The organism is Photobacterium panuliri, assembly GCF_059920555.1.
Genome location: NZ_CP197192.1, coordinates 2,886,184 through 2,906,489 on the forward strand (window position 1 = coordinate 2,886,184; position 20,306 = coordinate 2,906,489).

The 20,306-nt window shown below is 49.9% G+C and carries 15 protein-coding genes and 1 other annotated feature; of the genes, 11 read left to right on the forward strand and 4 right to left on the reverse strand.

The features are described 5' to 3' along the window. Nucleotides 1–88 precede the first annotated feature (88 nt). Together ACSF8X_RS13140 and ACSF8X_RS13145 are read left to right on the forward strand one after the other, a co-directional pair. Entirely contained in the window at nucleotides 89–616 is a 528-nt protein-coding gene (locus tag ACSF8X_RS13140; RefSeq protein ID WP_047877285.1) for a VC2046/SO_2500 family protein, read from the forward strand. A 285-nt stretch (nucleotides 617–901) separates the two neighbouring features. Then, on the forward strand, nucleotides 902–1,585 hold the full coding sequence (locus ACSF8X_RS13145; RefSeq protein ID WP_047877286.1) for an SDR family oxidoreductase: 684 nt from the start codon (nucleotides 902–904) through the stop codon (nucleotides 1,583–1,585). Nucleotides 1,586–1,699: 114 nt separating this feature from the next. Here ACSF8X_RS13145 and adhE read toward each other — a convergent pair whose 3' ends face one another. Then, on the reverse strand, nucleotides 1,700–4,399 hold the full coding sequence (adhE, locus tag ACSF8X_RS13150; protein ID WP_500850181.1) for a bifunctional acetaldehyde-CoA/alcohol dehydrogenase: 2,700 nt from the start codon (nucleotides 4,397–4,399) through the stop codon (nucleotides 1,700–1,702). 701 nt (nucleotides 4,400–5,100) lie between these two features. On the opposite strand from adhE, the gene ACSF8X_RS13155 reads away from it, so the two are divergent. From ACSF8X_RS13155 to ACSF8X_RS13165, 3 genes are all read left to right on the forward strand, one after another. Next, nucleotides 5,101–5,739, forward strand: a complete 639-nt coding sequence (locus ACSF8X_RS13155; RefSeq protein ID WP_500850182.1) for a YchE family NAAT transporter — start codon at nucleotides 5,101–5,103, stop codon at nucleotides 5,737–5,739. A 144-nt stretch (nucleotides 5,740–5,883) separates the two neighbouring features. Next, complete coding sequence (locus tag ACSF8X_RS13160) at nucleotides 5,884–6,702, forward strand: ion transporter (protein ID WP_047877289.1); 819 nt, start codon at nucleotides 5,884–5,886, stop codon at nucleotides 6,700–6,702. Nucleotides 6,703–6,984: 282 nt separating this feature from the next. Further along, nucleotides 6,985–10,089, forward strand: coding sequence for a cadherin repeat domain-containing protein (locus tag ACSF8X_RS13165; RefSeq protein WP_500850183.1), 3,105 nt, complete (start codon nucleotides 6,985–6,987; stop codon nucleotides 10,087–10,089). A 54-nt stretch (nucleotides 10,090–10,143) separates the two neighbouring features. Here ACSF8X_RS13165 and glpQ read toward each other — a convergent pair whose 3' ends face one another. Together glpQ and cysS are read right to left on the reverse strand one after the other, a co-directional pair. Continuing rightward, nucleotides 10,144–11,226 (reverse strand): glycerophosphodiester phosphodiesterase, encoded by a 1,083-nt coding sequence (gene glpQ / locus ACSF8X_RS13170; RefSeq protein WP_047877291.1) that lies wholly within the window; start codon nucleotides 11,224–11,226, stop codon nucleotides 10,144–10,146. Nucleotides 11,227–11,480: 254 nt separating this feature from the next. Next, nucleotides 11,481–12,866, reverse strand: a complete 1,386-nt coding sequence (gene cysS / locus ACSF8X_RS13175; protein WP_500850184.1) for a cysteine--tRNA ligase — start codon at nucleotides 12,864–12,866, stop codon at nucleotides 11,481–11,483. A gap of 286 nt (nucleotides 12,867–13,152) precedes the next feature. Here cysS and ACSF8X_RS13180 point away from each other — a divergent pair, with 286 nt between their 5' ends. Together ACSF8X_RS13180 and lpxH are read left to right on the forward strand one after the other, a co-directional pair. Further along, nucleotides 13,153–13,650: a peptidylprolyl isomerase gene (locus ACSF8X_RS13180; RefSeq protein WP_047877293.1), complete on the forward strand. Its 498-nt coding sequence runs from the start codon at nucleotides 13,153–13,155 to the stop codon at nucleotides 13,648–13,650. Nucleotides 13,651–13,691: 41 nt separating this feature from the next. Continuing rightward, nucleotides 13,692–14,447: a UDP-2,3-diacylglucosamine diphosphatase gene (gene lpxH, locus ACSF8X_RS13185; protein ID WP_500850185.1), complete on the forward strand. Its 756-nt coding sequence runs from the start codon at nucleotides 13,692–13,694 to the stop codon at nucleotides 14,445–14,447. Nucleotides 14,448–14,511: 64 nt separating this feature from the next. On the opposite strand, the gene ACSF8X_RS13190 is transcribed toward lpxH, so the two are convergent. Then, nucleotides 14,512–15,411, reverse strand: a complete 900-nt coding sequence (locus ACSF8X_RS13190) for a sulfite exporter TauE/SafE family protein (protein WP_500850186.1) — start codon at nucleotides 15,409–15,411, stop codon at nucleotides 14,512–14,514. A 367-nt stretch (nucleotides 15,412–15,778) separates the two neighbouring features. On the opposite strand from ACSF8X_RS13190, the gene ACSF8X_RS13195 reads away from it, so the two are divergent. The 4 genes from ACSF8X_RS13195 (at nucleotide 15,779) to hisD (ending at nucleotide 20,305) form a co-directional block, all read left to right on the forward strand. Further along, complete coding sequence (locus ACSF8X_RS13195) at nucleotides 15,779–17,002, forward strand: EAL and HDOD domain-containing protein (protein WP_500850187.1); 1,224 nt, start codon at nucleotides 15,779–15,781, stop codon at nucleotides 17,000–17,002. A gap of 2 nt (nucleotides 17,003–17,004) precedes the next feature. After that, nucleotides 17,005–17,517, forward strand: a complete 513-nt coding sequence (locus tag ACSF8X_RS13200; RefSeq protein WP_047877296.1) for a YchJ family metal-binding protein — start codon at nucleotides 17,005–17,007, stop codon at nucleotides 17,515–17,517. Between the two features lie 399 nt (nucleotides 17,518–17,916). Continuing rightward, nucleotides 17,917–18,054, forward strand: a sequence feature (His leader region). A gap of 34 nt (nucleotides 18,055–18,088) precedes the next feature. Then, entirely contained in the window at nucleotides 18,089–18,985 is an 897-nt protein-coding gene (hisG, locus tag ACSF8X_RS13205) for an ATP phosphoribosyltransferase (RefSeq protein ID WP_047877297.1), read from the forward strand. Between the two features lie 3 nt (nucleotides 18,986–18,988). Then, nucleotides 18,989–20,305 carry a histidinol dehydrogenase gene (gene hisD, locus ACSF8X_RS13210; RefSeq protein WP_500850188.1) on the forward strand — a complete coding sequence of 439 codons (1,317 nt, stop codon included), beginning with the start codon at nucleotides 18,989–18,991 and terminating at the stop codon, nucleotides 20,303–20,305. The last annotated feature ends 1 nt before the right edge of the window (nucleotide 20,306 follow it).

Below are 20,306 nucleotides of genomic sequence, written 5' to 3' on the forward strand. Positions count from 1 at the left end.
ATAATTTGAGAAATTTCCTAAAGTTATAGCAATATGTGCCGATAAGGCTATCATACCCTGATATTTTGCTCATTCGGCACAGCGTTACATGCAAATCCATACCATCGACAAAGCACAGCTGATCCATGAAGGCCAGCTCGGAAACCAGCTCAACCACGCGGTTGAACATGGTCGCCGTGCTGATTTTGCCTTGATGCTCGCTATGCTGTCGCCGGATCGCTTAGAAACAACGCCGATTGATATCCATCAGGATCCTGTCCACACTGATGAGACAATGCGGGCATACTTTGAACTGCAGCCACCGAAACCGCTGACAACCAGCGAGAACTGTTACAACCACAGCGCAAGGCAGGCAAAAGCCTTCCATGAGAGTGGCTTGGCTGATGTTCGCCTGCTTGATGGCCTAAAACCCATTGCCCTGACTTTCCCGCCACAAGGGACTAAAGGTATGCCGGAAGAGCTGTACCACAACCTGTCAGGCCACGAGCGCCGCCTACTGCCGCCTACAGAAACGACTCCGCTTAAAGTTTCACCACAGTCTCTTTACCGTTCTCTGATCGAAGCCAAGCGCTTTGACGAAATGTACGGCAGCCAGCGCTTATCTGTCGCAGCATAATCTTCTGCAGCTAGTCCCTTATCAACGTACTTTTTTCGTGACTCCCCTCATAGCTTTGTTCTCCCGTTGCGGCACGATGATCACACTTCACTAACATTCTATTACGTGTCTTGACGGATTGGGCGACCATTCACAGAACACCTGTTCGATACACGCTATCGTCAAATAAAATCACAAACAAAACTGCATTGGCACAAACAAAAATTTTTTAATACAAAGACTTAAACTATAAACATAAAGCCGCCATGCAATTATCATAGCCAGTAACAGAAGGCAGCAAGGATCATGAACATTTCTGAGTCAGTCATCCTTATCACCGCAGCAGGCAGTCCGTTAGGCAAAGCTATCTCTCTGCATTTTGCCTCACTCGGAGCAAGCCTCGCCTTGGTCGATACCCACAACAAAGCTCTGCAGCAAACCCTACGTGCCTGCCAAGCTATCGGAAGCCAGTGTCAATCGTACCTCATTACCAGCCAGGACGAACACTCGGTTGCCAGCATGATCAATAGCGTTCACCACCGCTATGGTAAAATCGATGTATTAGTCAATTGCTGGCTTGGGATGAAAATGCCACCGCTGCTAGGTCCCGAAGCCGTCGATCAATTCCGCCATACTATGAACGAGGCCGCTACCCCGTTTTTTATCTTCGGCAAGCACGCTGCACAGTACATGTGCGATCACCACCACCCAGGTGTGATCATCAATCTAGCAACCCACAACGACAGCGAACAGTACGCCATCAATGCCGGCTGCAAGGCCATGATTACCGGGCTAACCCAAAGCTGGGCCAAAGAGCTGGCGGCATTTAACATCCGGGTTGGTGGGGTCGTCCCGCTGACCATTGACCAAGGCGAACAGCCGATAGCCGCCGCGGGCCAGCCGATGCAGTACGAGATCGTGAGAAGTGCCGAGTATATTGTCGCCAATGACTATTTTAACGGACGAATGATTGAAGCTGAGGTGATATAAGCCTTCAGGCATAGCTACACCGCTATCCCCTTCTACCAAATACACCATATACACCGAATACAAAAAGCCCGCCAAAATGGCGGGCTAAAGATTTTGCGCTAGCTAAAACAATAATTATGCTTCGGCTTTATCTGATTTCTTAGCTTTGGCTGGTTTAGCTTCAACTGGCTCAGACTTCTTGATAACTGTTGTGCCTTCGAACGTCTCGCCTTCAACAAACGCCTTACCGTAGTAAGAAGCAAGCAGTACGTCTTTCAGCTCAGAAATCAATGGGTAACGTGGGTTCGCACCAGTACACTGGTCATCGAATGCTTCCACGGCCAACTCGTCAACTTTCGCTAGGAAGTCAGCTTCTGGTACGCCTGCAGCCTGAATAGACATCGGGATTTCCAGATTAACCTTCAGCTCATCCAACCAGCCTAGTAGGCGCTCGATTTTCTGTGCTGTACGGTCACCAGCTTGGCTCAGGCCTAGGTGGTCTGCCACTTCTGCGTAACGACGACGTGCTTGCGGACGGTCATACTGAGAGAATGCTGTCTGCTTAGTTGGGTTGTCGTTCGCGTTGTAACGTACCACGTTAGAAATCAACAATGCGTTAGCCAAGCCGTGTGGAACATGGAACTCTGCACCTAGCTTGTGAGCCATTGAGTGACAAGCACCCAAGAAGGCGTTAGCAAACGCGATACCCGCGATAGTTGCCGCATTGTGTACTTTTTCGCGAGCGATTGGGTCGTTAGCACCATTCGCGTAGCTTGATGGTAGGTACTCTTTCAGCATCTTAAGTGCCTGAAGAGCCTGGCCGTCAGAGTATTCGTTCGCAAGAACAGATACGTAGGCTTCCAATGCGTGAGTCACGGCATCGTAACCACCGAATGCAGTCAGAGACTTAGGCATGTTCATCACCAAGTTGGCATCAACGATTGCCATCTGTGGTGTTAGCTCGTAGTCAGCCAATGGGTACTTAGCACCAGTCTTGTCATCGGTAACAACCGCAAATGGTGTTACTTCAGAACCTGTACCTGAAGTGGTTGTGATACATACCAACTCAGCTTTCTGACCCATTTTAGGGAACTTGTAGATACGCTTACGGATGTCCATAAAGCGCATTGCCAGTTCTTCGAAGTGAGTTTCTGGGTGCTCGTACAGAACCCACATGATCTTCGCCGCATCCATAGGTGAACCACCACCTAGTGCAAGGATTACGTCAGGCTGGAAGCTCTTCATTGCTTCAGCGCCCTTCTCAACCACAGAAAGTGTTGGATCCGCTTCTACATCGAAGAACGTCTGTACTTCCATGCCCTGTGCTTTAAGCAGGCGAACAACTTCATCACTGTAACCGTTGTTGAATAGGAAACGGTCAGTAACCAGGAATGCACGCTTCTTGCCTTCCAAATCGCCCAGTGCCACTGGCAGGCTGCCGCGACGGAAGTAGATAGACTTAGGTAGTTTATGCCACAACATGTTCTCAGCTCGCTTCGCTACAGTTTTCTTGTTGATCAGGTGTTTTGGACCTACGTTCTCAGAGATAGAGTTACCCCCCCAAGAACCACAACCTAGCGTTAGAGACGGAGCCACGTTGAAGTTATACAAGTCACCGATACCACCGTGGGTTGTCGGGATATTGATAAGGATACGAGCCGTTTTCAGCTTATCGCCAAAGTACTTGATACGGTCAGCGTTAACGTCTTGGTTAGTGTATAGACCAGACGTGTGGCCGATACCGCCGATTTCAACCATTGTCACAGCTTGGGCAACAGCGTCTTCGAAATCAGTCGCACGGAACATACCTAGCGTAGGTGACAGTTTCTCGTGAGCAAATGCATCATCGTAAGATACTTTACCTAGGCCTTCACCAATCAGTACCTTGGTATCAGCAGGAACAGTAACACCCGCCATTTCAGCAATAGCAGTTGCTGGCTGACCTACGATATTTGCGTTCAGGTTACCGTCGATAAGCAATACTTTACGTACTTTGTCAGCCTCAGGCTTGCTTAGTACATAACCTTTGTGCGTTGCAAAACGCTGTTTCACTTCCTCGTAAACTGCATCTACAACGATAACAGCCTGCTCAGACGCACATACAACACCGTTATCGAATGTCTTAGACATAAGAACAGAAGCAACCGCACGTTTAACGTCAGCCGTTTCGTCGATAACAACAGGTACGTTACCCGCACCAACACCGATTGCAGGCTTACCAGAAGAGTATGCAGCCTTAACCATGCCTGGACCACCAGTAGCAAGGATCAATGCAATGTCATCGTGCTTCATCAGGGCGTTAGACAGCTCAACTGATGGCTCATCAATCCAGCCAATGATGTCTTTTGGCGCACCGGCTGCAATTGCAGCATCAAGTACTAGCTTGGCAGCATCGTTAGTTGAGTTTTTCGCACGAGGGTGTGGCGAGAAGATGATCGCGTTACGCGTTTTAAGAGAGATGAGAGATTTGAAGATGGCAGTAGATGTTGGGTTAGTCGTTGGGACGATACCGCAGATGATGCCGACAGGCTCAGCGATAGTCATCGTGCCCATGTTGTCATCTTCATCAAGAATGCCACAGGTCTTTTCGTCTTTGTACTTGTTGTAGATGTACTCTGACGCGAAGTGGTTTTTGATAACCTTATCTTCAACGATACCCATACCTGATTCCGCTACCGCTTGCTGGGCTAGAGGAATACGAGCTTGGTTAGCGGCCAGTGAAGCAGCACGGAAGATCTTGTCAACTTGCTCTTGAGAGTAAGTTGCAAACTCTTTTTGAGCCGCTTTTACGCGTGCAATCATTGCATCAAGTTCAGCCACATTAGTTACAGGCATAGTTAACTCCTAACTTAAGATTGAAAACTTTTTAGTAAGGACGCGTTCCACATCCTTTTCGTTACCTTCCGAGCATCCTGCGCAAACAATTCGGTAACACACACACTTAGTAAATTGCTTTCAAAACTGATTATATTCTTTCACACCGCGAAAAAAATTGATTTAGATCACTTGTTAATGTTGCTAATTACATTTTGTCAAAATTAGAACTTCATCATATAAAAACAGTAAGTTATACGAAGAAAATGTGAAGTTTTCTATTTTAAATGCAACCAAGCGATTATGACCGCGGTAACTAACCGCCCTGATTATTACGTAATAAAGCTACACAATCACTCATAAGTAGAAAGAAACTGTGATAGCACTCACGTAAAGATTTCATTACAGGCATCAAATTTCAGCTTCGAAAGTAGCACAGAATTCCCCCTTAGAGGGTACGCCAAAAAGCTTGCACTTTACAGTGGTGCAACATGAAATTCATAATTAACCGTTGCTATGTAGTACGGATGGCTATTTTTTATTGGTTAAAAGCAAACGATTAGCTTAAAGTAACGTCAACTTACGCTATCCAACAGTATTACTCGGTTTAGCCATGCGGTACGGCCTCTCGGCAACGCCCGCGTAACTCACCTCAGAATATGCGCAGGAATACGGGTAAGGATTAACACAGTGTCCACTCTCTAAATGTCCAGAATAATAAAATGCAAACATTTGACATCGCCATCTTCTTGCAGTTTTTTGTCGGCCTGATCGCCGCCGTCAACCCCATCGGCATTATGCCTATATTTGTCTCGTTAACCGGACATATGCCAGAGGAAGAGCGTAACAAGACCGCGTTAACCGCTAATGTCGGTGTGGCAGTCATCCTCACCGTCTCCCTATTAGCGGGCCAATTATTGCTCGATATGTTTAGCATATCCCTTGACTCGTTTCGTGTCGCCGGCGGCCTACTGCTACTCACCATTGCCTTCTCGATGATGAGCGGCAAGCTCGGTGAAGATAAACAGAACAAACAAGAAAAATCAGAATCCATCAGCCGCGAGCAAATTGGTGTCGTTCCTCTTGCCATGCCCCTGATGGCCGGCCCCGGTGCCATCAGTTCAACGATTGTCTACGGCTCGCGCTACCCAGATCTCGGCAATACCCTCGGCATTGCTGCCACCATTCTCGCCTTTGCGTTCTGCTGTTGGATGTTGTTCCGTGCCGCACCGATCATTGTACGCGTCCTCGGCCAGACCGGGATCAACGTTATCACCCGTATCATGGGCCTGATCCTAGCAGCACTGGGGATCGAGTTTATCGCCAACGGCCTCCGCGCCCTGTTCCCCGGATTGGCATAATCCCGTCAAGTTAACCAGAATATCACCATCAGGCGGCAGGAAACCCCTGCCGCCGTTGCCTCGCCTTGCTATCTTTTATATGCTCATGCCTGCAAATTTACACTCCCCAGCCAAGACAACACCGAGCCTCAGGAGCCAAACAGGTTGAACCACCCTAACATCAGAAAAAAACTCTATAACATCATCTTCGGAACCCAGAGCAAGGCCGGGCAGTATTTTGATATCGCCCTGATTATCGCCATTCTGAGCTCCGAGCTGATCTTGATCCTCTCTTCCGTCCAAGATGTTGAATCCCAATTCAGCCGAGTGCTGTATGTCCTCGAATGGACATTCACCATTTTGTTCACAATTGAGTATTTGCTTCGGTTGTATTGCTCACCCAAACCCTGGGCCTACGTACGCAGTTTTTATGGGGTCATCGATTTGATCGCCGTTTTGCCGAGTTACCTAGCGTTCTTGTTCCCTGGATCCAACTACCTGCTCATCGTTCGGCTTATCCGAGTAATGAGGATATTCCGAATCCTCAAACTGGCTAGATACTTACAAGACTCCAACATCTTGCTGCGCTCTTTACTGATGGCCCAGCGGAAAATTCTGGTCTTCTTCAGCACCGTTGCGATTTTGGTCACCGTGCTCGGCTCAATGCTGTATGCCATCGAAGGGCCTGAAAATGGCTTCACCAGTATTCCGACAAGTATTTACTGGGCCATTGTCACCATTACCACCGTAGGTTACGGCGATATCGTGCCGCAAACCGACCTTGGCAAAGCGATAGCTGCCTTTACTATGTTGTTGGGCTATTCCATCTTGGCGGTTCCAACCGGCATCATCACAGCAGAACTCAATCAGGAGATGAAGCACCACCGCAACCTGATCCGCTGCCCGAACTGCGCCACCAGCGGCCACGATACCGACGCGAACTACTGCCGAGAATGCGGAACCGAGCTTCCCGAACACCTCTAATACATGGCGATAAGCCTGCAAAACTGAAAACATAACTTACGTTATTATTCCATCTACCAATACCAGCCATACCCATGGGTATGGCTATCCTCCCGCCCAGTAACAATTTTTTACTTTTTTGCGATATTCATTCATCTAAAGATGCAAGCAATATGCATTTTTCTTTATTTTTCAGCCCATTGCACTTATCGCAACACCCCCATAGAATCGCCAAAAGGAATACCCCTTCACAAAACTTCAGGATTGAAGATCCATTTGTTATAACCATCCCAAAAGAAATCTATGAAAAAATTCAAATATTCTATGCTGACTGCCCTAGTCTGTGGCAGCCTGACACTATTCGGCTGCGGTGGCGGCGGTGATGACGGCGGAAGCTCTTCTACCCCAGCAGGCTCTCTTCAGCCTACCAAGCAGGCACGAGAACCACTCACTAGTGAGGATACTACTCTCAACTATACCGATAATCTCACCTTCACCCCCGCATTGGGCAACCATTATGGTTACATCAAACTGCGCATTATCGACAGTCAACCTGCAGGAATGGCGACTCTATCACCCGACGCCACATCTATATCAGTCCTAAAACCTGGCATTCTAACTATCACAGCCACCGACCATAGCAGTGACTACCAAGATTCTGATACGACCTTTACCTTGTATGTCAACAAAGGCATCAACCCCGTTTTCCATGGTCAGGATCTCTCGGTTCACCTTCACGATGGCGACAAGCAGCGTATTACCGTCAACAATGCCCACGGCGAGCTCTTTTTCTCGGTCGATCCTGCCAGCCAAAACCTGATTGATGTCGACCCAGTCACTGGTGAAATCACACCTTATGCTGCAGGGATCGCTACCGTCCATGTCACAGACCAAGGCAACGATCGCTTTGAGCCGGCCACAACCACTATCAATGTCACCGTCTCGGCCCTTAATGCCCCTAGTCTGGGATTTGCCCCGCTGAGCGAACCCTACGCTCCCCAATATGAAATGCTGCCATGGCGAATTTATGGTAATGAAAATGCCATATATCACTACAGCTTGAGTGACGACAGCCCTGACAATGTCATCAATATTGATAACGATTCCGGCTTGATCACTGTACTCAATGTCGGAGAGGTGACCGTTAATGTCACTGCGACCAACGGTGAAAGCTATGATCACCCGGTACAAACGACCTCATTTCCGGTAACGATCACCCAAGGAAACCGCCTTCCTATCACGGTCGATCCCGTCTCAGTAATCTTCCAGCCCGATGCGCTAATCGAGCCCAACGTTCGTTCTGTCATTGCACCTCCACGCTATGTTTTAGAAGGCAACAGCGACGCGGTCATGATCAACCCACTCAGCGGCCTGCCTCAAATTATCGGTACAGGCTCCGCCAGCATTACCGCCATTGACGATCGCGACCCGAACTACCCATCCTCTAATTACACCTTCAGCGTCGTCATAAACAAAGGTGAACACCCTGGGATAACCAAAACTGCAGCAATAGACGTCCCCTTCAATGATGGGCAGATCCTAAGCCCCCGTCTTGAGGGACAATTCGGAACCCTGACATTTAAGCCCGATCCAGCCAGCAGCGACAATCCAGTGGCAATCAACGGCGATAAGCTGATTATCCAGCATGCCGGAAAAACAACCTTGCGGGTGACAGATTCCGGCGGTACAAACTACCGAGAATCCACCCCGGTGCCGGTGGCGATCAACATCGAAAAGATTCCCCATCCAGGATGGGCAGTCAAGGATCTCAAGCAACCCTATCAGGCCATGTGTTACCCACTATCAAACCTTGTCAGCGGTAACCAGGCAGCGTTGGATATCACGGCCAATAGCAACCCTAATGTTGCCGATTACGACAGCGCCCTAAATTGCCTGAATATCAAAAATACAGGTACCACGACACTGACCCTGAATGTCAAGGAGAGCCAAAATTACCTCGCCTCGAAGAGCCAATCGCTCTCAGTGATCATGACCCCAGCCGACACCCAGCTCTCGGCATCCAGTGTCAAAGCCATCTACAAGGCTGGCAATGCCTCTCTCGCACCACCAGCCATCATAGGGAAACACGGCACCCTTCGCTATGCACTTGCCGACGGTGCCGACAACAGCGTTGTCCGTATTGATCCCGCCAACGGCCAAATGACTATTCTGAATGCAGGCAAGACAACCGTGGCAGTCAAGGACAGCGGATCGGCACTGTACAAACCGGCAGAGACTTTCTTCAACGTCGAGATAACCCCGTCGGTAGCGGTTGTCGAAGCCCACTATCCCGACACTACCTATACGCCCGGCAAATTGATTCTTCCTGTCGTTGAAGGACTCCCTAGCGATACCGTGCTGCGTTATAGCCTAGTGGACAAAGGCGATACGCCCGTCAAGCAGATCAGCTCAACATCCGGCGCTCTTGAAATCCAAAGCGCAGGTAACTTCACCGTGATGATCAATGCCGACTCGCGCAACTACACCGTCGATCCTTTCTCCGCCAACGGTAACATTGCCAAAGCTGAGCACCCTGGACTGAGCGTCAAACCGCTTCAGGTAACCTATGCACCGGGCAAACAGGTAACCCTGCCGATCGAGCAAGCGCCTATCGGCACCCGCCATTTTTCTGAAAGTGGCTCTAGCTACCTTGTTGATATAGATAATAATACCGGCCTGATTTCACTACTGGATTACACCTATCTCTACTCCTCGGCCAGCCTGTATATCAGTGAAAGCGGTAATGAAAACTACTACCCGCTCAGTGACAACGCACAAACCAAAGTCACGGTTCTACCACCGCCAACGGGCAGCTCGAACCGTGATATCACCTTGGATCATGTCGGCACCCTGTTCGAAAGCCGACTCAACCCGACAGCAGACAATGACAGTTTCAAGAACCTTCAAGAAACCAAAGTCATGTTTGCAGGTACCCGATACGCCCCAGCTAGCGGGGAACTGCTAAAAAAACATGGCGCAGGGGAAATGGTCGTCGTCAGGATGGTGCCGGAGGGCGAGAGCCCAACACCGAGCAATATCAAGCCGGTCATGTTCCTTGTCCAGCGCTTTGATGGCTGCCCGTCACAAGTCAACCGTGATTCAGTGGCCGCCAAACGCGCAACACCGCAGCCAATGGACGAATACATCCGCTGTGACGGCGGTACGACTAACCGTTTTCTGACCTTCACCCTGATTGACGACAGCGCGCTCAATGCCGGCAACTGGCAAGCCGCCGTCCCGTTTGTGGCCTACCGCCAGTCACCCATGCCGTTCAAACCAACAGCAAACGGCGGCTGCAACGAAGGCACAACGGCAAACGGGGATATTGAATACTGTTCAGACAAAGGTCTCGAATCCCCTTCTACAATCAATGAATGGAACCGGATCGATATACGCCTGAGCAAGTAACCCGTACAAAAAAGCCAGCCTAATGGCTGGCTTTTTCATACCTATATAAACGCTTTATTTCTTCTGCTCTGACAGATAATCAACGGCTTTGTCTGGGAAGTCAGTAAAGACCCCGTCAACACCGGCAGTCTTGTAGAACACATCGAGCATCCCATTAAAATCATCGGCATAAGCTGGAATACGGCCTTCGTCAGCTCGGAAGGTATACGGATGAACCTGCATGCCCTGTTCATGGGCCGCTTCAACCAGACCTGTCAGCTTGATATTCCCCTTGGTCGATGCATCGGATACCACCATTGGTTTCCATGGGCCAATACCGTCAGCATACTTCGCCACGGTTGCCATACCGCCCGGCTTGAACATCCAATCATAGTTGTATGGGGTCGCCTTACCATCCTTGCCGTAAACCATGGTCTCGTTCCAATCGGTGTAGGCCATTAGCTGAACCAATTTAACGTCCATCCCCATCTTGGGCATCAGCTCATCGTGAATGCGTTTTAGTTCATCAAAATCAAAAGTTTGAAGATATACCTTGCTGTCTTTGCTGGTATAGCCGTAATCTTTAAGCACTTTCAATACGGCAGCACTGATATCTTTGCCTTCATGGCGATGGAACCACGGGGCCTTGATCTCAGGGTAAATACCGATCCCGTAGCCTAGCGACTTGTTCAGACCTTGGATCATTTCGATCTCTTCTTGGAAGGTCGGCACTTTAAAGTCTGACTTCCACATCGGGAAGCGCTGCGGGAACCCCTGTACCTGCTTACCGTCTTTGATATTGAAGCCTTCCGTCACACTCATCTGCTTAATTTCATCCAAAGTGAAATCAATCGCGTAGTAACGGCCGTCTTTACGGGCACGATCAGGGAAGAGTTCGGCCACATTGGTGACGCGATCCAGATAATGATCATGCAGCACCACCAGCTGGTTGTCCTTGGTCATCACGACATCCTGCTCAATGTAGTCTGGCTTCATCGCATAGGCCATCGCCTTGGCTGGCAAAGTATGCTCAGGCAAATAGCCTGACGCGCCACGGTGGGCAACCACAATTTTGTCGTCCATCGACTGGGCTGCAAACGATGCAGTCGCAGACAAACAAGCACAGCCAATCATTGTCGCAAGATAAATCTTATTCATTATTATCGTCCTGATGTGAATGTAGAGTTATTGGAAATATGATGCAGAATAATAGTCCAATAAATTTCCTTTTCAGCCACTTAAGTCACTGTTTACGAAAATCATCAGGGAAATAAGACAAAATAATATTCGAATGGTGATCTTTAGCCCGCGTTCAACAAGTTAGGTATATATCCAGCCACCATATCCAAACCATAAAAAAACCGGAGCCAAAGCTCCGGTTTTCTATTCTTTAATAACTTATCTTGCGGCGATTACTTACGACGCCAAGTTGTACCCTGTGGGCCATCCTCTAGGATAATCCCCATTTCCGTCAACTTGTCGCGCGCCTCATCGGCTGCCGCCCAATCTTTTGCCGCACGGGCATCAAGACGCTGCTGAATCAATGCTTCAATTTCTGCAACGTCATCATCCTGACCGCTTGCACCCGCTTGCAAGAACGCCTCTGGCTCCTGACCCAAAAGACCAAGAACATCCGCCAGCTCACGCATACGCGCACCCAATACCGATGCTGCTGCCATATCTTCAGCTTTAAGACGGTTTACTTCACGAGCCATGTCAAACAGCGCCGAGTAAGCTTCTGGGGTGTTGAAGTCGTCATCCATCGCTTCTTTGAAGCGCGCAACAAACTCATCGCCGCCAGCGGCAATTGCTGTCGTATCCAAACCGCGTAGTGCGGTGTACAGACGCTCAAGAGCCGAACGCGCCTGCTTGAGGTTGTCTTCGCTGTAGTTCAGCTGGCTACGGTAATGGCCAGACATCAGGAAGTAACGCACGGTTTCAGGATCGAAGTACGCCAGGACATCACGGATGGTAAAGAAGTTACCCAGTGATTTAGACATCTTCTCACGATCCACCATCACCATGCCGCTATGCATCCAAGTGTTCACATACTGTGTACCGGTTGCGCAGCAAGATTGGGCAATTTCGTTTTCGTGGTGCGGGAACATCAGATCCGAACCACCACCGTGAATATCGAAATGGTCACCAAGAATCGCGGAATTCATCGCAGAACATTCGATATGCCAACCTGGACGGCCAGCGCCCCATGGCGATTCCCAAGTCGGCTCGCCCGGCTTAGACATTTTCCACAGTACGAAATCAAGTGGGCTACGCTTGGCTGCCTCGATATCCACACGGGCACCCGCCTGCAACTGCTCAAGATCCTGCTTGGACAGCTTGCCGTACTCGTTGAACTTGCTCACTTCGAACATCACGTCGCCGTTGTCGGCAACATAGGCAAAGCCACGTTCGATAAGACGCTCGCACAGGGAGATAATTTCAGCGATAAACTGTGTTGCACGCGGCTCGATATCAGGGCGCTTCAAACCCAGTGCATCAAAATCGGCATGCATTTCGCTGATCAGGCGCTCAGTCAATGACTCGCACGTTTCGCCGTTCTCTGCCGCTCGCTTGATAATTTTATCATCGATGTCAGTAATGTTACGGACGAATGTCAGATCATAGCCGCTGTAACGCAGGTAGCGAGAAACCACATCAAACGAAACAAAGGTACGCCCGTGGCCAATGTGACACAAATCGTAAATGGTAACCCCACAGACATACATGCCTACTTTGCCAGGCTGGATGGGTTTGAATTCCTCTTTCTGTCTTGTCAGTGAGTTATAAATCTTCAACATGTCTCTTTTATACTCATGTGGTGGGATTACTGAATTTAGTCGGTTATTACACCTTTAATGACTATATATAGCAAGGAAAATCATGGATATTCCACCTTGCGGCAAACAGGTGACAGATACAATCGTACCGAACAATGGCCTGCGCTCATCTATAATTATGCAAGCGGTTAATATCTCACCGATTTACTATCAACGGCACTCTCACGGGCTATCATTATTGACGCTTGATGCGGATAAGATAGAATTCAGTATTCAAAGCAATAGATATCCATTAAAGGACAAGCTCATGGTAACGCTTCACACTACTTTTGGTGACATCAAAATCAAGCTGAACACGGAACAAGCGCCTGAAACTTGCGCGAACTTCCTACAGTACTGCCGTGACGGTTTCTACAACGGTACTCTGTTCCACCGTGTTATCGACGGTTTCATGATCCAAGGCGGCGGTATGGCCTCTGGCATGGAAGAGAAAGAAACACGCACACCAATCAAGAACGAAGCAAACAACGGCCTAAGCAACAAAGTCGGCACGCTAGCAATGGCACGTACGATGGAACCGCATTCAGCTAGCTCGCAGTTCTTTATCAACGTGAACGACAACGACTTCCTTAACTTCAAGTCTGAAACACCTAATGGCTGGGGCTACTGCGTGTTTGCTGAAGTTGTCGAAGGTATGGACGTAGTCAACAAGATCAAAGCCGTTCCAACAGGCAACTGGGGTTATGTACACCAGGACGTACCGGTTGAAGAAGTGCTGATCAACAGCGTAACTATCGAAGACTAATCGTCGCGAAGGGTGGCCACTGAGCCGCCCTTTTTCCTTCTATGATTCTATTTATCTCTGATCTGCACCTAAGTGCCGAGCGCCATGATATTACGGCCTGTTTCCTTAATTTCATGGCCAACGAAGCCAGCCAGGCCGATGCCCTGTACGTTCTTGGGGATTTGTTTGAAATGTGGGTTGGCGATGACGACGATTCCCCTTTCCACCAGCAAATCAAGACGGCCTTTCGCACGCTGACCGACAGTGGTGTCCCATGCTATTTCATTCATGGCAATCGTGACTTCCTTATTGGCCAACAATTTGCACGCGAAACCGGGGTGGAATTACTTGCCGAGCACACGGTGATCGACCTATACGGCACCCCGGCCTTGATCCTCCATGGCGATACGCTGTGCACTCTGGATCTGGACTATCAGCGCTACCGGAAGAAAGTCCACAACCGCTTTATCCAGTGGTTGTATTTCTGTCTTCCGCTGAGCTACCGCCAAAAAATCGGTGACAAGCTGCGAAGCAATAGCAGCAATACCAACCAAACCAAAAGCAATACCATCATGGATGTCACGCCCGACGAAGTCGTCAGCCAATTGCGTCAACATCAGGTCGCCCTGATGATCCACGGCCACACCCACCGACCAGCCGTTCACGAGCTCGACATGGATGGCTCGCCGGCCACCCGGATCGTCCTCGGCGACTGGTATGAACATGGCTCGGTGCTAGTTTGTACGCCCGATGGCAACATGCTAGAAACTCGGGAGTTCGCGACACCGGAACTATCAACAAGGCATTGCGAACAATAAAAACAAAAAAGGTACGCCGTGGCGTACCTTTCTTTTTACTCGTCGAACTGTATCGCTGTCTTACTCAGCTTTCTGTCGCGACAACTACGGCAGGGGCAACCCGGCGCTCTTTAGACCACGAGCGGTACATGGTCAGTGATGTATACAACACCACGCCAATCACCAGCCACGCCAACAGATGCATATCCAGCGACTTCACCAGATACGCCGCAATCACCACCCCTATCGGTCCGGTAACGGCAACCACCAGCGCCGCACGGGCATTCACCCGGTTACGAATAATAAAACCACCGGCCGAGAAGAAGCTCAAAAATGCGCATGAGCACATCATGATCGGAAAGGCGGCCAGCGGATTCATGCCCAGCAGGTAGACCATCGTCATGCACGGGGCATACAAGCCGATCCCGACAGTCATCAAGGCCCCAAACAAGAAGTTGCCAGCAATGGCCAGCGCCAGTTTCCAGCCAGTCAGTCCCAAGGCCAATCCCCCTAGTGGAAATAGCTTCAGTTGCCCGGCCAGCATCAAACTCGCCACCACCAGTAAAGCAAGGCACATCACCAAACGGATGACCTGACGATCCCAGCTTGATACCAACTTCGCCCCGACAGTTGCCCCCAAGCAGGCAGCAACGACCATACTGACTAGGGTGACAGGGTCGACATCCACAGCGGTAAGGAAGATCAATGACTGGACAACCGTCGCCAACACAGCTTGGCTATTTAAGGTACCGGGGAGCAATTGATCGTCGACCAAGTTAAATTGCTTATACCCTGCGGTTTTGATGGCAAAACTGCCGATACCCAAGGTATCGCAAAAATTTGCCAAACCACCAATAATACCGATTGGGATGATCTTGGTATGCGCTTCCTGCTTTCGGTTTTTTTGCCAAGCCATTAAAAGCATAACAATAAAAACACCGCCACCTACAAGCAATCCCGCTTGTATGAATGTGAATACGGTCATGAGCAACACAGATTTTTTTACGGAAGGATTGACGATTATCCTCCATTGCGGCTGTTTTTTCTATAATTTATGCAAATTACGACGGTTCGTCGTTCTAAACTGAATAAGCAAGCGCATATATCCAGGCTATTTCGTAAGGCAGAATTCAAAGTAGCAAAATCTTTACTGCAAGTGAGTTGTCTTGAAATAGCCGAGGTATATACTGCTACGATATGTCGGGACAAATTTAAAATGTATAATTGCTATTAAGTTATCCTGTTTATAGTCGTTATATTTTGCGATACTAGCAGCTAAGTACAGACGGGAGCTTTTCCTGCCTCTTTCACTGGCTTATATTTTCATCGATGCCCAACTAACTTCATTATCCATGAACTCATATCTCGCTAGACAACCGATTCTAAATAAAAACAAAGAGACCATTGGTTATGAACTGCTCTTCAGGGATGGGCCGAATAACTGCTTTCCCGAAGTGGAAGATGAACACGCTACGCATCGCCTGCTTGCTGATAATTTTCTAACCTCGAGCACCGCAGAAGTGACGGCGGGCAAACGTGCGTTTGTTAATTTTCCCTATAGCAGCCTCATTAAACGCACTCCCCTGCTATTCCCTAAGCACTGTTTTATTATCGAAATATTGGAGTCATGCCAACCCAGCGATGAATTACTCGAGGCGATTATTGAACTCAATCGCAAGGGCTATACCCTCGCGCTAGACGATTTCATCCCATCGCCGGAATGGCTGCGTTTCTTGCCGTATATCCACATCATCAAATTCGATATCAAGCTAACGCCAATCGCTAAGGCCGGATTCTTTATCCGCCGCCAGCGTATACTCAACCGGCATTTGCAATTTCTGGCCGAAAAAGTTGAAACATACGAAGAATTTATCACCGCATGCGATAACGACTTCGATTTTTTCCAAGGTTTTTTCTTCAGTCGCCCAGAACTGGTTACCCGCAAGGCATTAACACCATCAGCTCTAACGACCCTGCAACTGTATCGGGAGATCACCAAGCCCGAGGTCAACTTCAATACCGTTGAGGCCATTATTGCCACCGACGTTTCGCTTTCGTACAAACTTCTACGTCATGTCAACAACATGACCGTGACTCTGGCCAAGCCGATATCGTCATTCAAACAGGCTCTCGTTTATCTGGGTGAAGAAAAGCTACGCCGCTTCATTACCTTTGTCGCTACCTCGCATGCAGCTGAAAATAAACCCCTTTCGCTCTACCTTCTTTCTCTGCAGCGAGCCCGGTTCTGCGAGCAGGTTAGTAATCACTTACCGGATATCGACAACAGTCAGGCCTTTCTCGTAGGCTTGTTTTCGCTACTGGATTCCATTCTCGATCAGCCAATTGAGCTATTGCTGGAACAACTGCCGCTAGACAGCCATATCCACCATGCCCTGATCAACCGCCAAGGTGACTTAGGCGCCCTGCTAGAGCTTATCTGCTCCTACGAAGAGGCCAACTGGACACGGATCCAACAAATAAGCGAGACGCTCGGCGTGAGTGAATCTGTTGTTGGCGATCTGTACTTGGAGTCTATAAAATGGGCGACAATTTTTGAAAAAAGAAACGCGGAATAACCATGGCCAAGCCTGATAATGCCTGCCCGTGCGGTAGCACACTGACCCTGGCGCAATGCTGCCAGCCGATCCACCACGATCCAAGTCTTGCCATTCAACCGGCACAGCTCATGCGCGCCCGCTATTGTGCCCATGTCCTCGGACTGGTCGATTTCGTGGTCGACACCTACCATCCAAGCTGCCACGCCGAGCAGCACCGTGAAGCCATTGCCGAATCTGTCGACAGCGAATGGCTGGGGCTAGAAGTGATCAGCAACGAAATCGCGCCAAGCGGTGAAGGCTTCGTCGAGTTCAATGCCTACTACCGCGACGGCAAAGAAGAATACTGCCTTCACGAACGCTCCCGCTTCCTGCACGAAGAACATAACGGCAAAGCACAATGGTTCTACATTGACGGTGAATACCCGGAGCCTGCCGAACCAGAAGCACCACAGCCAGCAACCAGCAACAAGGTTGGCCGCAACGATCCTTGCCCATGTGGTAGCGGTAAAAAACACAAGAAGTGCTGCGGGTAATACCGGCTAACAACCGCCCCCCAGTAAAAGCCCCGGGATACCGACAATAACGTTGTCCCGGCGGCCATCTCTTTACTATCCCTCGGCAAGAAAAAAGTGCCCCCAACAAGAAAAAGCTAGCTACTGCACCACAATAGATATTCCCACCACCTCGTAACGCCGTTGCAACGTTCAATACCACCGTCGATTTGTTCACACAACCATTGGCGTACAAAATCACACCGCAAAACTGAAATATGACCAATTTCCACCCGCGCTTGTTAGCATAATGAAATTTTAATATTTCTTTAATTTTGTTATTGCAAAATAAATTCAGCTTAGTTAGTGTAAATATCAGACACGACATCAAATAAAGACTTACAAAGAGCACATAATTATGCGTATCGCTATGGCTAACATTCATCATCACCATCATCCTGATTAGTCTTTCGGGAGGATAAGCCTCGGCCGGGAAGACTTAACACATCTCTTCCAACGGTCAGCGATAGCACAGTTTCAAAGACCCTCGGAAGCAAAGACTTCCGAGGGTTTTTTGTTTTCAGGGTAAAACATCAAGTACAGGGATCAGACAATGCAAACACAACGACTTCGAATTGCCATACAAAAAAAAGGGCGGCTGAGCAAAGAGTGCCAAGAACTGCTCAAACGCTGCGGGGTAAAGTTCAACATGATCGGCGAGCGTCTGGTGGTCCATGCCGAGAATATGCCTATCGACCTGTTACTGGTACGCGATGATGACATCCCCGGCCTGATTATGGACGGCGTGGTTGATCTTGGCGTGATTGGCGAAAACGAGCTTGAGGAAGTTAGCCTTGAGCGCATGGCTCGTGGCGAGCCAGCCGAGTACATCAAACTCCGTCGCCTTGATTTTGGTGGCTGCCGCCTGTCAATCGCCATCGACAAGGATACCGAATACAACGGACCGCAAGATCTCCAAGGCAAGCGCATCGCCACCACCTACCCCCAGTTGGTGAAACGCTACATGGACACCCTCGGGGTAAGCTTCAGTACCTGTATGCTCAATGGGTCGGTCGAAGTCGCTCCCCGGGCAGGATTGGCTGATGCGATCTGCGATCTGGTTTCAACCGGAGCAACCCTCGAGGCAAACGGCTTGAAAGAGGCCGAGGTGATCCTGCGTTCCAAGGCTGTCCTCATCCAGCAATCAGGGACATTGCCAAACGAGAAACAAGCACTGATCGGGCGGCTGCTAACCCGAATGCAAGGGGTTATCCAAGCCAAAGAATCAAAATACATCATGCTGCATGCTCCTACAGACCGACTGGAACAAATCAAAGACCTGTTACCCGGCGCAGAAGATCCGACCGTAATGCCATTGTCCCAAGACAAAAACCGGGTGGCTGTGCACCTTGTTAGTGCCGAGAACCTCTTTTGGGAAACGATGGAACAGCTAAAAGAGCTCGGGGCAAGCTCGATTCTGGTCCTGCCAATCGAAAAGATGATGGAGTAAGCGATGAAAACTGTTGTATGGCAATCCCTTAGCCGCAACCAGCAAGAAAGCCTGCTGGAGCGTCCGGCCATTACCGAGGGAGCCAATATCACCACGATTGTCGAGACGGTGATCCGCGATGTACGCCAGCGGGGCGATGAAGCCCTGCTTGAACTCACGGAAAAGTTTGATGGCATAAAACCCGACAATATCAAGGTCAGCAATGAGGAGGTCACCGCCGCCTCAGCGCGCCTCAGTGACGAGATGAAGCAGGCACTCCAGCACGCTTACCGCAATATCGCCACCTTCCACAAGTCTCAGCAGCTCCCCCCGCTAAAAATTGAAACGCAGCCGGGCGTGGTATGTGAGCAGGTCACCCGGCCAATCAACTCGGTCGGCCTGTATATCCCCGGAGGCAGCGCACCGCTACCGTCGACTGTCCTAATGCTTGGTGTCCCGGCACAAATCGCCGGCTGCCGCCAAATCATACTGTGCTCGCCACCACCCATTGCCGATGAAATCTTGTACGTGGCACAACTGTGCGGAATCACCGAGATCTTCAATGTTGGCGGCTCTCAGGCAATTGCTGCTATGGCATACGGGACCCAGAGCGTGGCGAAAGTCGACAAGATTTTCGGACCGGGCAATGCGTTCGTCACCGAAGCCAAACGCCAAGTCAGCAACGACTTCCGCGGTGCTGCCATTGACATGCCAGCCGGCCCGTCGGAAGTACTGGTGATCGCCGATGCTAGCGCCGATCCGGATTTCATTGCTGCCGATTTGCTCAGCCAAGCCGAACACGGCCCCGATTCACAAGTCGTTCTGGTTACCCCGGACCCCGCTATAGCCGAGCGCACGGCCGATGCGATCCAACGCCAACTCAAAGCCCTTCCCCGGGCAGACACTGCCCGTAAAGCATTGGGGGCCAGCCAGTTGATTGTGACCGATGACCTTTCTCAATGTGTTGAAATTTCGAACCTTTATGGCCCAGAACACCTTATCGTTCAGACCCGCAACCCACGAGATCTTGTCCCGCAACTCGACAATGCCGGTTCGATATTCCTCGGTGACTGGTCCCCCGAGTCAGTGGGTGACTACGCATCAGGGACTAACCATGTCCTGCCAACGTACGGCTACACCCGCACCTACTCCAGCCTCGGCCTTGCCGATTTCAGCAAGCGGATGACGGTGCAGGAGCTCAGTGCACAAGGCCTGCAAGAACTGGCGCCTACCGTGGTCGCCATCGCCGATGCAGAGGGACTCGGCGCCCACAAGCGAGCCGTCACTATTCGCGTCGAAAAACTGGCAGCCCAACAACAAACGCCAAGGAACGAGGCCTGAT

Excerpts from the sequence above, each read along its gene's own strand:
- glpQ (WP_047877291.1), bottom strand. The coding sequence starts at position 11,226 with ATGAATAAGATTTATCTTGCGACAATGATTGGCTGTGCTTGTTTGTCT.
- ACSF8X_RS13145 (WP_047877286.1), top strand. The coding sequence starts at position 902 with ATGAACATTTCTGAGTCAGTCATCCTTATCACCGCAGCAGGCAGTCCG.
- hisD (WP_500850188.1), top strand. The coding sequence starts at position 18,989 with ATGAAAACTGTTGTATGGCAATCCCTTAGCCGCAACCAGCAAGAAAGC.
- ACSF8X_RS13165 (WP_500850183.1), top strand. The coding sequence starts at position 6,985 with ATGAAAAAATTCAAATATTCTATGCTGACTGCCCTAGTCTGTGGCAGC.
- ACSF8X_RS13195 (WP_500850187.1), top strand. The coding sequence starts at position 15,779 with ATGAACTCATATCTCGCTAGACAACCGATTCTAAATAAAAACAAAGAG.
- lpxH (WP_500850185.1), top strand. The coding sequence starts at position 13,692 with ATGATTCTATTTATCTCTGATCTGCACCTAAGTGCCGAGCGCCATGAT.
- cysS (WP_500850184.1), bottom strand. The coding sequence starts at position 12,866 with ATGTTGAAGATTTATAACTCACTGACAAGACAGAAAGAGGAATTCAAA.
- ACSF8X_RS13155 (WP_500850182.1), top strand. The coding sequence starts at position 5,101 with ATGCAAACATTTGACATCGCCATCTTCTTGCAGTTTTTTGTCGGCCTG.
- ACSF8X_RS13140 (WP_047877285.1), top strand. The coding sequence starts at position 89 with ATGCAAATCCATACCATCGACAAAGCACAGCTGATCCATGAAGGCCAG.
- hisG (WP_047877297.1), top strand. The coding sequence starts at position 18,089 with ATGCAAACACAACGACTTCGAATTGCCATACAAAAAAAAGGGCGGCTG.
- ACSF8X_RS13200 (WP_047877296.1), top strand. The coding sequence starts at position 17,005 with ATGGCCAAGCCTGATAATGCCTGCCCGTGCGGTAGCACACTGACCCTG.
- ACSF8X_RS13190 (WP_500850186.1), bottom strand. The coding sequence starts at position 15,411 with ATGACCGTATTCACATTCATACAAGCGGGATTGCTTGTAGGTGGCGGT.
- adhE (WP_500850181.1), bottom strand. The coding sequence starts at position 4,399 with ATGCCTGTAACTAATGTGGCTGAACTTGATGCAATGATTGCACGCGTA.
- ACSF8X_RS13180 (WP_047877293.1), top strand. The coding sequence starts at position 13,153 with ATGGTAACGCTTCACACTACTTTTGGTGACATCAAAATCAAGCTGAAC.